At 74.7% G+C, this 12422-nt stretch carries 10 protein-coding genes; 6 read left to right on the forward strand and 4 right to left on the reverse strand.

Translation table 11 applies throughout. The features are described from left to right. Positions 1-26: 26 nt before the first annotated feature. On the reverse strand, positions 27-374 hold the full coding sequence (locus AC0KTA_RS30280) for an SCP2 sterol-binding domain-containing protein (protein ID WP_481051383.1): 348 nt from the start codon (positions 372-374) through the stop codon (positions 27-29). A gap of 42 nt (positions 375-416) precedes the next feature. Here AC0KTA_RS30280 and AC0KTA_RS30285 point away from each other — a divergent pair, with 42 nt between their 5' ends. From AC0KTA_RS30285 to AC0KTA_RS30295, 3 genes are read left to right on the forward strand one after another with little or no spacing between them, the layout of a single operon-like run. Further along, positions 417-788, forward strand: a complete 372-nt coding sequence (locus AC0KTA_RS30285; RefSeq protein ID WP_481051384.1) for a hypothetical protein — start codon at positions 417-419, stop codon at positions 786-788. Between the two features lie 7 nt (positions 789-795). Next, a complete protein-coding gene (locus AC0KTA_RS30290; protein WP_481051385.1) occupies positions 796-1611 on the forward strand; it encodes a TlyA family RNA methyltransferase in 816 nt (271 codons plus the stop codon). Beyond that, a complete protein-coding gene (locus AC0KTA_RS30295) occupies positions 1608-2513 on the forward strand; it encodes an NAD kinase (RefSeq protein WP_481051386.1) in 906 nt (301 codons plus the stop codon). Before AC0KTA_RS30290 ends, AC0KTA_RS30295 begins: the two co-directional genes overlap by 4 nt. Before the next feature lie 134 nt (positions 2514-2647). Here AC0KTA_RS30295 and AC0KTA_RS30300 read toward each other — a convergent pair whose 3' ends face one another. Further along, positions 2648-4000 (reverse strand): FtsX-like permease family protein, encoded by a 1353-nt coding sequence (locus AC0KTA_RS30300; protein ID WP_481051387.1) that lies wholly within the window; start codon positions 3998-4000, stop codon positions 2648-2650. 216 nt (positions 4001-4216) lie between these two features. On the opposite strand from AC0KTA_RS30300, the gene recN reads away from it, so the two are divergent. From recN to AC0KTA_RS30315, 3 genes are all read left to right on the forward strand, one after another. Continuing rightward, a complete protein-coding gene (recN, locus tag AC0KTA_RS30305; protein WP_481051388.1) occupies positions 4217-5959 on the forward strand; it encodes a DNA repair protein RecN in 1743 nt (580 codons plus the stop codon). Between the two features lie 224 nt (positions 5960-6183). Continuing rightward, positions 6184-6939 (forward strand): hypothetical protein, encoded by a 756-nt coding sequence (locus tag AC0KTA_RS30310; protein ID WP_481051389.1) that lies wholly within the window; start codon positions 6184-6186, stop codon positions 6937-6939. Between the two features lie 367 nt (positions 6940-7306). Further along, complete coding sequence (locus AC0KTA_RS30315) at positions 7307-8446, forward strand: glycosyltransferase family 4 protein (protein WP_481051390.1); 1140 nt, start codon at positions 7307-7309, stop codon at positions 8444-8446. Positions 8447-8532: 86 nt separating this feature from the next. On the opposite strand, the gene AC0KTA_RS30320 is transcribed toward AC0KTA_RS30315, so the two are convergent. Next, a complete protein-coding gene (locus AC0KTA_RS30320; RefSeq protein WP_481051391.1) occupies positions 8533-10167 on the reverse strand; it encodes a PucR family transcriptional regulator in 1635 nt (544 codons plus the stop codon). Between the two features lie 158 nt (positions 10168-10325). Beyond that, positions 10326-12137: a glycoside hydrolase family 15 protein gene (locus AC0KTA_RS30325; RefSeq protein WP_481056616.1), complete on the reverse strand. Its 1812-nt coding sequence runs from the start codon at positions 12135-12137 to the stop codon at positions 10326-10328. Positions 12138-12422 lie beyond the last annotated feature (285 nt).

Below are 12422 nucleotides of genomic sequence, written 5' to 3' on the forward strand. Positions count from 1 at the left end.
GCCGTCGGCCGCCGCGGGGCTGGGCGCTACAGCAGGGAGCGCAGGCGCAGGAGGTCTCGGAGGCCCGCCTCCAGTTTGACGCGGCCGGAGGTCCATGCCTTGGTGAAGTTCAGGTTGCCGTCGACCATCGCGAGCAGGTCGTCGCCGGTCATGGCGAGGCGGATCTGGGCCTTCTCGCGCGGTGGGCCGGGGCGCTGGTCGAGCACCTCGATCCGGCCGTTCTTCAGACGGCCGGTGAAAGTGGCGTCCAGGTCCTTGATGTGGCAGCTCAGCGAGCGGTCGAGCGCCGCCGCACTGCGTACGTCGCCGTCGGCCCCCGCGAGATTGTCCGAGAGTCTGTCGAGTGCGTCGCGGCACTCCGCCATGGTCGCCATCGTGATCGACGGTACCGCAGGGCTTCGATGTAGCGTCGTGCCATGAGCGACTGGACGCCGGGCCGCGAGCCCGAGCCCACGGAGGCGGAGTACGAGATTCCGGCGGAGGCGGACGCCAACGCTCCGGTGGGCCCGGAGGCGGGCGCGGATGCCGACGCCGACGCCCTGGTCGGCCCGGAAGCCGACCCCTCGGAGCCCGCCCCGCTGGAAGTGGTCCGCACGCCCACCGGCAACGCCGAGGTCGACGCGCAGCTCCAGCGTCTCGCCGACGCCGACCACCTCGCCACGGACGGCCACATCGAGGTGTACGAGGATGTCCACCGGGGCCTGCGCGACACGCTGACCGCGCTCGACGCACGCCCCGGGCCCCCCGCGCCTTCGGGGGCGCCGCACACTTCGTACGACAGGAGCTGAACCGAACGTGGCAGGAGTGGCACGCCGCCGCCTCGACGCCGAGCTGGTGCGCAGGAAGCTCGCGCGCTCGCGCGAGCACGCAAGCCAGCTGATCGCCGCCGGCCGGGTGAGCGTCGGCAAGACCCTCGCGACCAAGCCGGCCACGCAGGTGGAGACGGCCGCCGCGATCGTCGTCACCCAGGACGACAGCGACCCCGAATACGTCTCGCGCGGCGGCCACAAGCTCGCCGGCGCGCTGGCGGCCTTCGTGCCGCAAGGCCTCGCCGTCGAGGGGCGGCGCGCTCTCGACGCGGGCGCGTCCACCGGCGGCTTCACCGACGTGCTGCTGCGGGCCGGGGCCGCGCACGTCGTCGCCGTCGACGTCGGCTACGGCCAGCTCGCCTGGTCGCTGCAGAGCGACGACCGGGTCACCGTCAAGGACCGTACGAACGTACGCGAGTTGACGCTCGACCTCATCGACGGCATCCCCGTCGACCTGGTCGTCGGCGACCTCTCCTTCATCCCGCTGGGCCTGGTGCTGCCCGCTCTGGTGCGCTGCGCCGCCCCGGACGCGGACCTGGTCCTCATGGTCAAGCCGCAGTTCGAGGTCGGCAAGGAACGCCTCGGCAGCGGCGGTGTGGTGCGCAGCGCCGAGCTGCGGGCCGACGCCGTGCGGACCGTGGCACGGCAGGCGTGGGGGCTCGGTCTCGGGGTGCGCGGTGTGACCGCGAGCCCGCTGCCCGGGCCCTCCGGGAATGTCGAGTACTTTCTGTGGCTGCGCGCCGGGGCGCCGGAACTCGACCCGGCGGACGTCGACCGTGCCGTGGCGGAGGGGCCCCGTTGAGTCAGACCCGAGCTCGTACTGTTTTTCTCCTTGCGCACACCGGCAGGCCCGCGGCCATCCGCAGCGCCGAACTCGTCGTACAGGGGCTGCTGCGCAGCGGCCTCGGTGTGCGGGTGCTCGAGGCGGAGGCGGCGGACCTGCCGCTGCCGCCCTCGGTCGAGCTGGTCAAGGAGGCGACGCCCGCCTGCCTGGACGGCTGTGAGCTCCTGGTCGTGCTCGGCGGTGACGGGACGCTGCTGCGCGGCGCCGAGTTCGCCCGCGCCTCCGGCGTGCCGATGCTCGGCGTGAACCTCGGCCGCGTCGGCTTCCTCGCCGAGGCCGAACGCGACGACCTGGACAAGGTCGTGGACCGCGTCGTCACCAGGGCGTACGAGGTCGAGGAGCGCATGACCGTCGACGTCGTCGTGCACAGCAACGGTGACGTCGTGCACCGCGACTGGGCCCTGAACGAGGCCGCCGTGCAGAAGATGTCGGCCGAGCGGATGCTGGAAGTCGTCCTGGAGATCGACGGACGCCCGGTGACCGGCTTCGGCTGCGACGGCATCGTGTGCGCGACACCGACCGGCTCGACGGCGTACGCCTTCTCGGCGGGCGGGCCCGTGGTGTGGCCGGAGGTCGAGGCGCTCCTGATGGTGCCGATCAGCGCGCACGCCCTCTTCGCCAAGCCCCTGGTGACCTCGCCGGACTCCGTCCTCGCCGTCGAGGTGCAGCCGCACACGCCGCACGGGGTGCTGTGGTGCGACGGGCGGCGGACCGTCGAACTGCCCGCCGGGGCGCGGGTGGAGGTGCGCCGGGGCGCCGTGCCGGTGCGGCTCGCGCGACTGCACCACGCGTCGTTCACGGACCGGCTGGTGGCCAAGTTCGCCCTGCCGGTGTCCGGGTGGCGGGGCGCGCCGCACTAGGCGTGGCCGGGGCCGCCCCCCTGTGCCGGGCGGCTCCTTGACGGCGCGTCACGTCGTTGCGCCGACCAAGGCGGCCATGTCGCGCCGGCCGTCGCCGCGTCGCGTTGACCGTCGCCACGTCGCGCTCCGCAACGCTACGTCGCGCTGACCACGGTTATCGCGCGGCGCCGCAGCACTGCCATCACGGGCAGCCCCGTGGCGCCGAGGGTCAGGAGCAGCGTGCCAGCGCCTATGCCCGTCGGCACCGCCCACGGCAGATACGGCACCGCCGAGCCGAAGGCCGTGCTGAGCATCGGCGCGAGCGTCGCGAGGGCGATCGCGCCTCCGAGCAGCAGCGCCGTCCCGGCGACGACCACCGCCTCCCACGCCGCCATGGCCCGCACCTGGCGGCGCTGGGAGCCGACGACCCGCAGCAGGGCCAGATCGCGGCGGCGCTCGAAGGAGATCATGGCGAGGGTGTTCGCCGAGGCGATCGCGGCGAAGCCCGCGTACAGCGACGTGCCCATGTAGTCCATCCAGACCTCGCCGGTGCTGCCCGCCGAGCCGGTGTGGTGCTCGGCCGTCGTATGCATCGCGATCTTCGTGAGGCCGAAGCCGACCACAAGGAGCAGCGGCACCACCGCCGCGGCGAAACGGCGGGGCTGGGAGCGGACGTTGAGCATCGCCAGGCGCGCCGCGCTGCCGCCGAGGCGCCCCACGGCTGCCGACACCAGCCAGGCCGCGGGCCCGATGAGCCGCGGTCCGAGCAGTCCCGCGCCCGCGCAGAACAGGATCAGGACCAGGAACGCCCCTTCGTTCGCCTCGTCCGCGGGCTGCCGCGAGAGCAGCACGGACAGGAAGACGCCGCCCGCGACCGCGAGCAGTCCGAGCGGGGCCCGCAGCAGGCCGAGGCCGCGCCGCCCGGCCGCCGCCTCGTCCAGCGCGCGTGCCGGGCGCAGCAGCGAGAAGCGCAGCGCGGACAGCACGGCCGCCAGGGTCGAGGTGACCACGGCGACCCCCAGGCACACGGGCAGCGCCAGCCAACTGAAGCGGAAGGGCACTTCGGCCGGCACCAGGCCGTGCGTGACCATGCCCCGGAACCACACCCGGGCCAGCACGCCGCCGAGGGCGAAGCCGGCCAGGGCGGCGGGAACGGACGCGGCGAGGGCCTGGACGGCCACGGCGCGGCGGACCTGCCGGGGCCTGGCGCCGATGGAGCGGACCAGCGCGAGCTCGCGGTGCTGCTGCACGACGGCCGTGCCCATCGTCGACACGACCACGAATATCGACATGTAGATGGAGCCGATCAGGAGCACGGCCGCCATGTCGCCCACGGCGTTCTCGGTGAGCTGTGCGCGTGCCCGGGCCGAAAGGCTGTCCGTGCTCGTCGTCCGCAGCATCATCGTCGACGCGCTCACGACGGTCGCCGCGAACAGCGCCGCGACGGCCGTGCCGATGAATGCCGGGCGGTGCGCGTGCAGCGCCGCCCGAGCCAGTCCAGTACTCATACCGATCATGATGGGGCGGCAGATACACCCCCCACCATGAGGGCGACCGCATGATCTTGCTGGGGAAAACCCCACCCCGACGCTCAGAACCCCACCCCGACGGTCAACGGAACGGGCCACGGGGAGTGACGGAACCGCGTCCGCCGCCCGGCGCACCGACCAGCGCCTTCACAGCGGGGAGTGGGGCGGCGTCGCGGCGCGCCGGGAAAACCTCGTATGGTCAGGGGCGTGTTGGAGGAGATGCGGATACGGTCGCTCGGAGTCATCGACGACGCTGTCGTCGAACTGTCGCCCGGCTTCACCGCCGTGACCGGCGAGACCGGAGCGGGCAAGACGATGGTCGTCACCAGCCTCGGCCTGCTGCTCGGCGGGCGCGCCGACCCCGCCCTGGTGCGGATCGGCGCCAAGTCGGCGGTCGTGGAGGGGCGCATCGCCGTCCCCGCGGGCGCCTCCGCGGCCGTGCGCGCCGAGGAGGCCGGGGCCGAACTGGACGACGGGGCGCTCCTGGTCAGCCGTACGATCTCGGCGGAGGGCCGCTCCCGCGCCCACCTCGGCGGGCGTTCCGTGCCCGTCGGCGTGCTGTCCGAGCTCGCCGACGACCTCGTGGCCGTACACGGGCAGAGCGACCAGCAGGGCCTGCTGAAGCCCGCCCGGCAGCGCGGCGCCCTCGACCGGTACGCGGGCGAGTCCGTCGCCGTACCGCTCGACAAGTACACGGCCGCGTACCGCCGGCTGCGCGCCGTCACCCTGGAGCTCGACGAGATCACCACGCGCGCCCGCGAGCGCGCCCAGGAAGCCGACATGCTGCGCTTCGGCCTGGAGGAGATCGCCGCCGTCGAACCGCGTGCGGGCGAGGACACCGAACTCGCCGCCGAGGCCGAGCGCCTGGGCCACGCCGAAGCCCTCGCCTCCGCCGCGGCGGCCGCGCACGCCGCGCTCGCCGGCAACCCCGAGGACCCCGAGGGCGTGGACGCCACGACCCTCGCCGCGGGCGCCCACCGCGCCCTGGAGGCCGTCCGGACCCACGACCCCGCCCTCGCCGCCCTCGCCGACCGCATCGGCGAGATCGGGATCCTGCTCTCGGACGTCTCGGGCGAGCTCGCCGGGTACGCCGACGACCTCGACGCCGACCCGCTGCGGCTCGCCGCCGTCGAGGAGCGGCGGGCCGCGCTCACGCAGCTGACCCGCAAGTACGGCGAGGACGTCGGCGCCGTGCTCGCCTGGGCCGAGGACGGTGCCTCGCGGCTCACCGAACTCGAGGGCGACGACGACCGGCTGGGCGAGCTGACCGCCGAGCGGGACGCGCTGCGGGCCGAGCTGTCCGGGCTCGCCCGGGCCCTCACGGACGCCCGTGCGGAGGCCGCCTCGCGGTTCGCCGCCGCCGTCACCGAGGAGCTGGCCTCGCTCGCCATGCCGCACGCGCGCGTGACGATCGATGTGCGGCAGACCGACGACCCCGACGGGGTCGAGATCGACGGGCGTACGGTCGCGTACGGACCCGCCGGTGTCGACGAGGTCGAGCTGCTGCTCGCCCCCCACCCGGGCGCGCCGCCCCGGCCCATCGCCAAGGGGGCCTCCGGCGGTGAGCTGTCGCGCGTCATGCTCGCCGTGGAGGTCGTCTTCGCCGGTACGGATCCCGTACCCACGTATCTCTTCGACGAGGTCGACGCGGGGGTCGGCGGGAAGGCCGCCGTGGAGATCGGGCGGCGGCTCGCGCGGCTCGCCAAGTCCGCGCAGGTCGTGGTCGTCACGCACCTGCCGCAGGTGGCCGCGTTCGCCGATCGGCAGTTGCTGGTCGAGAAGACGAACGACGGGTCCGTGACGCGGTCCGGGGTGCAGGTGCTCGAAGGGGAGGACCGGGTGCGGGAGCTGTCCCGGATGCTGGCCGGGCAGGAGGACTCCGAGACCGCCCGGGCGCACGCGGAGGAGTTGCTGGCCGCGGCGCGCGGGGACCGCTGAGCCTCGGGGCCCTGCGGGGCTTTCCCCAGTCCCGCCCCTTCCCGAAACTGGGGCTCCGCCCCAGACCCCGCTCCTCAAACGCCGGAGGGGCTATATCTAGCCCGTCCGGCGTTTGAGGACGAGCCGCGAAGCGGCGATACGGGGGTCCAGGGGGCGGAGCCCCCTGGTTACGGGAAGGGGCGGGACTGGGGAGCCTCCCGGCAGGGCCCCGTACCCTGACCCCCATGATCGCCCCCTTCCTCGCCGCCGCCACCGTCACCCGTGCCGCTCTGACGGCGCTGCGCACGCGCCCGCCGGGCGGCCCCGCCCGCTGGCAGCGGACGAACTTCGCGGGGCGCGCGGTCGAGTTGTACGGGGGACCCGCGACGGCCGTCGGCGCGGTTTTCGGGGCGGCGGCGCTCGCCCCCCGGCCCCGCGCCGCCGCGGGCCTCGCCGTGCTGGCGGCGGGCGCGTGCGGGGCGTACGACGACGTGGCGGGAGCGGAGGACCCCCGGCGCGGGTTCCGGGCACATCTGGGGGCGTTGCGCGCGGGTGAAGTGACCAGTGGCGCCGTGAAGTTGTTCGGTGTCTCGGCGGCGGCGCTCGCCGCGGGCGCGCTGCTCAAGGAGCGGCCGGTGGACAAGGTGCTCGCGGGCGTCGTCATCGCCGGTACCGCGCACTTCGTGAACCTCGTGGACGTACGGCCCGGCCGCGCCGCGGCGACCGTGCTCGCGCTCGGCGCGCCGGGCCTGCTGCGGCCGGGGCCGGGCGCCGCGCTCGCCGCCGCGTCGATGGGCGCCGCGGCCGCCGTGCTGCCCGACGACGTGCGGCAGCGCACGATGATCGGCGACACCGGGGCGCACGCCCTGGGGGCGGCCCTGGGCGCGGCCGTCGTCGCGGGCAACGGGCGGGCGGGCCTCGCCGCGCACGCGGTGGGACTGGTGGCCGCGGCGGCCTGCGGGGACACGGTGAGCCGGGTCGCCCGGTCCGCCCTCGCGTAGGGGGGCGTGCCCGGTGGCGTTCCCGGCCGCTTCAGCCACGCCGAGACCCGCCGAGACCCGCCGAAGACTTTCGATCGTGCCCCCGGAGTTGCGAAGATGCGTGGGCCGACGGGCACTTGGCGCGAGAACGCGGCAGCCGAGCAGAAGACACGTTCGGCGGCGCCCGCGCTCACCCGAGTGGGTGATCCGGTGCGCGGAGTTGTCCCGTCCGACGTGGAAGGGACCTTTCTGCGGTGCCGGAACGGGCGTACGTACTGGCATTCTTGGCGCTGCGCACGGCCGGTCGACCGACCGCCCGCGCCCTCGGCGCCCACCCACCCCTCGGCGCGCCGCCCAGCCGCCGACCCGACCCAGGAGCCCCGGCCACGTGAGCCACGTGAGCACCCCCGCACCGCAAGGCCAGCCGCCGCTGCACACCGTGCAGGTACTGGGCGGCGGCAGCGCGGGAAGCAGCGCGCACGTCAGGTCCCTGGCGACAGGGCTCGCCGCGCGCGGCGTGCGCGTCACCGTGTGCGCCCCCGCCGAGGCCGACGAGGCGTACGACTTCGCGGGCACCGGCGCCCACCACGTCCCCGTGCCGCGCCGCAGCGACCCCGCGTCCGTCGCCGCGCTCCGGGCTGCCTGCGCGGACGCCGACCTGGTGCACGCCCACGGGCTGCACGCCGGGCTGCGTGCCGCCCTCGCGCTGACCGGCCGCCGCACCCCGCTCGTCGTCACCTGGCATACCCGCACCCAGGCCGGCGGCGCCCGCGCCCACGTCCTGCGGGTCCTGGAGCGGCGTGTCGCCAAGGCCGCCGCCGTGGTCCTCGGCACCTCGTCCGACCTCGTCGACCGGGCCCGCGGCCGGGGCGCCCGCGACGCCCGCCTCGCCCCCGTCGCGCTGCCCGCGCCACGCCGCGGCGACGGGGCGGACGCCGAGCCCGACGGGCCGCGCCACAAGGTCCGCGCCGAACTCGGCGCCGTGGACCGCCCGTTGCTGCTCGCCGTCGGCACCCTGGACGGCCACCGCGGCTACGACGTCCTGCTGGACGCCGCGCACTCCTGGAGCGGTCGCGAACCGCTGCCGCTGCTCGCCGTCGCGGGGGAGGGGCCGCTGCGTGCCGCACTGCAGGCCCGCATCGACGCCGAGGGCCTGCCCGCGCGGCTCATCGGACGGCGCGAGGACGTCCCGGAACTCCTCGCCGCCGCCGACCTCGTAGTGCTGCCGAGCCAGTGGGAGTCCCGCTCCCTGCTCGCCCAAGAGGCCCTGCACGCGCGCGTGCCGCTCGTCGCCACCGCCGTCGGCGGCATCCCCGAACTCGTCGGCGACGCCGCCGAACTCGTTCCCTACGGCGACGCCCAGGCCCTCGCCGACGCCGTCGTCCGCCTCCTCGCCGACGACGTACGCCGGCAGGAGCTGAAGGACAGGGGCACCGCCCAGGCCGCGACCTGGCCGACCGAGGACGAAACGGTCGCCCAAGTGCTGAGTGTCTACGACGAGTTGACCCAGCCCCTCACCTCGTACTGAGCTGATCCAGCCCCTCACCTCGTACGGAGCTGCCTCAGCCGCCCATCTCGTACGAACGCTTCCCCACAGGTAGTGAGCCGCCCCGGCTACGCCACATGCCTGCGCGCCCGCAGCGCCAGGCTCAGTGCGAGCACCGTCTGCGGGTCGTCCAGGTCCGTGCCGAGCAGTTCGCCGATCCGGGCCAGGCGGTTGTACAGCGTCTGGCGGTTCAGATGCAGCTCGCGCGCGGTCTCCGCCTTGCGGCCCGCGTGGGCCAGATACGTCTGCAGGGTGGGCAGGAGCGGCGGCTTGGAGCGCCGGTCGTGATCGCGCAGCGGGCCGATCGCGCGGTCCACGAACGCGGCGAGCGCGGTGCCGTCGTGCTGGTGCAGCCGCCACAGGAGCAGGTCGATGTCCAGGCGCCGCGCGTCGTACCAGGCCCGGTCCGGCAGGCCCTGCGCCGCCGTGGCCGTCTCCGCCGCGTGCCGCAGCCCCGACGCGGCCGCCGCCCAGCCGCCCGCCACGCCGACCACCACGATCGGCGGCGGCGCCCCGGCCCGCCGCATGCCCGCCCGCTCCACCCCGGCCCGCAGCGCCGCCGCGACCCGGTCCGCGACCGCCGCGCGCTCCGGCTCGGCGCGCAGCCCGAGCAGAAGCGGAACTCTCCCCTCCACGGGGCGTACGCCGAGCAGCGCCGGCACCCCCACCGACGCCAGCTCCTCCGCGACCGCCCGGGCGAGGACCGCCCACCCGCCGCCGGTCGGCAGTCCGTCGGGGATCCGCATCACGACCGGGAGCAGCGGGCTCGCCCCCGGCTTGAAGCCGAGCACGCGTGCCTGTGCGGGCGCGTCGTCGGCGGTGATCCGGCCCTCGGCGAGGTCGGTGAGGAAGTCGCCGCGGCCGCGCGCCGCCAGCTCCTCCTCCTGTCTCGCCTGCATCAGGACCACCGCGAGGCTGCCCGCGGCCCGCTCGGCGGCGATCCGGTGGACGGGAAGCAGCGGGGACTCCACGGCCAGCAGGACCAGTCGGGCGCGCACCGAACCGGCGCCGGGCCCGCCGCCCGGCACGTCCACGAGGACCGCGTCGGCCGGCGGCTCGGCCCGGTCCTCGGGGCGGCCGCGCAGGCCCTCCCAGACCTGGAGCGGATCCGCGCACGCGCTGTCCGCCCCGGCGGCGTACAGGAGTTGGCCGTCGGCCGTCTCCAGGAACACCGCATTGCCGCTGAACTCCGCGAGGACGGCGAGGACTTGCGGTACGCCGCCGCCCGAGAGCAGGGCGTCCGTGCAGCGCCGGTGCACCTCCTCGGCGCGGCGGAGGAGCGCGTAGTGGCCGTTGACGATCTCCGTGTGCACCTCTTCGGTGACCGTCACGAAGGGCACCTCGCGGTGGAGCTGCACCAGCGGCAGACCGGCCGCGCGGGCGGTGTCCACCAGCGCGGCCGGGAGGCGGCCGAAGCGCGGGCCGAGCTCGACGACCAGGGCCGCGATGCCGCGTTCGGCGAGATCGCGGACGAAGGCGCGCTGCTCGGCGGGGCGGGTGCCGAGGCCGAGGCCCGTGGTCAGCAGGAGCTCGCCGCCCTTGAGCAGCGAGGCCATGTTGGGCACCTCGCCGGCGTGCACCCACCGCACCGTCCGCTGCAGCCGTTCGGCGCCCGCCACGACCTCCGGCAGCCCGCCGCGCAGCCCCGGGAGCTCCAGCGCCCGCTGTACGGTGATGCCGCCCTGAGAGTCCTGACTGTCCATGGGGCGGACGCTACCCGACCAGCACGGGAGTGCCGGTGGCCGTGCGGAGGCCGGGAGTCCGGGCGCCCCGGCGTGTCCTGGCCGCCGGGACTTTGCGCGGCGGGGCCACGCCCTCCCGCCGCGCCCTCCGGCACCCCCTCGTGCGTACGCGGGCGCTGCTAGCCCCCGTACGCCCCGGAGGCCGTGAGCCGCAGGGCTGTGTCGATCAGTGGCACGTGGCTGAACGCCTGCGGGAAGTTGCCGACCTGGCGCTGCAGGCGCGGGTCCCACTCCTCGGCGAGGAGGCCGAGGTCGTTGCGCAGGGCCAGGAGGCGCTCGAAGAGCTTGCGGGCCTCGTCCACGCGGCCGATCATCGCCAGGTCGTCGGCCATCCAGAAGGAGCAGGCGAGGAACGCGCCCTCGTCGCCCTCCAGGCCGTCCACGCCCTCGTCCTCACCGGCCGTCGGATAGCGCAGGATGAAGCCGTCCGAGGTGGACAGCTCCCGCTGGATGGCCTCGATGGTGCCGATGACGCGCTTGTCGTCCGGCGGCAGGAAGCCGACCTGCGGGATGAGGAGCAGGGAGGCGTCCAGCTCCTTGGAGCCGTACGACTGGGTGAAGGTGTTGCGCTCTTTGTCGTAGCCCCGCTCGCAGACGTCGCGGTGGATGTCGTCGCGCAGCTCGCGCCACTTGTCCAGCGGGCCGTCCGCGTCGCCGGACTCGATGAGCTTGATGGTGCGGTCGACGGCGACCCAGGCCATCACCTTGGAGTGCACGAAGTGCCGGCGCGGGCCGCGCACCTCCCAGATGCCCTCGTCGGGCTGGTCCCAGTGCGCCTCCAGATAGCGGATCAGCTTGAGCTGGAGGAGCGAGGCGTAGTCGTTGCGGGCCAGGCCCGTCATGTGCGCCAGGTGCAGGGCCTCGGTGACTTCGCCGTACACATCGAGCTGGAGCTGGTGGGCCGCGCCGTTGCCCGCGCGGACCGGTGCCGAGTTCTCGTACCCCGGAAGCCAGTCCAGCTCGGCCTCGCCGAGCTCGCGCTCGCCCGCGATGCCGTACATGATCTGCAGGTTCTCCGGGTCGCCCGCGACCGCGCGCAGGAGCCACTCGCGCCAGGCGCGGGCCTCCTCGCGATAGCCGGTGCGAAGCAGCGAGGAGAGCGTGATGGCGGCGTCGCGCAGCCAGGTGAAGCGGTAGTCCCAGTTGCGGGAGCCGCCGATGTCCTCCGGCAGGGAGGTGGTGGGCGCGGCGACGATGCCGCCCGTGGGGGCATACGTCAGGGCCTTCAGGGTGATCAGCGAGCGGACCACGGCCTCGCGGTAGGGCCCGTGGTACGTGCACTGCTCGACCCACTCGCGCCAGAAGTCCTCCGTCGCCGTGAGAGCGTTCTCCGGCTCGGGGTGGGCGGGCTGGCCCTTGTGCGAGGGCTGCCAGGAGATCGTGAAGGCGATGCGCTCGCCGGGGGCGACCGTGAAGTCCGAGTACGTCGTCAGGTCCTTGCCGAACGTCGCCGCGGTGGTGTCGAGCCACACCGAGTCGGGCCCGGCGACGGCCACCGTGCGGCTGTCGACCTTGTGCACCCAGGGCGTCACGCGGCCGTAGCTGAAGCGCATCCGCAGGGCCGAGCGCATCGGCACCCGGCCGGTGACGCCCTCCACGATCCGCACGAGCTGCGGGGCGTCGGTGTCGCGCGGCGGCATGAAGTCCGTGACCCGGACGGTGCCGCGCGTGGTGTCCCACTCGGACTCCAGGATCAGGGAGTCCCCGCGATACCTGCGCCGGGCCGCCGTCGCGGGCCGCGCGCCCGGACCGGGGGCGGGGCCCAGGCGCCAGAAACCGTGCTCCTCGGTGCCGAGCAGGCCGGCGAAGACGGCGTGGGAGTCGAAGCGGGGCAGACACAGCCAGTCGACCGTGCCGTCCCGGCAGACCAGTGCTGCGGTCTGCATGTCTCCGATCAGTGCGTAATCCTCGATGCGCCCGGCCACGTGCATCCCCATTCAAACGGCCACGTTCGCCCGCTCACGGGGCGCTCGTACTACGGTCAAGGGTTCGCTGTAAAACGAACTGCCGGGCCCGAATGTTTCCGGTGGTCTCCAGAAGTGCCGACGGGGGGTGGTTCCGCCCGTGCGCACGGCTCGGCAGCAAGTGTCCGAGCAACATACATCGACGCCCCGGAAATCCGCCCGCTCGTACCGGCGAAGTGACTACGCCGAACGAGTTCCGGGTCAGCCGGTGCCCGTACGGTGCCTGCGCGGTGAAGATCGTGTACGCGACGT

Source organism: Streptomyces sp. Y309 (assembly GCF_056712025.1).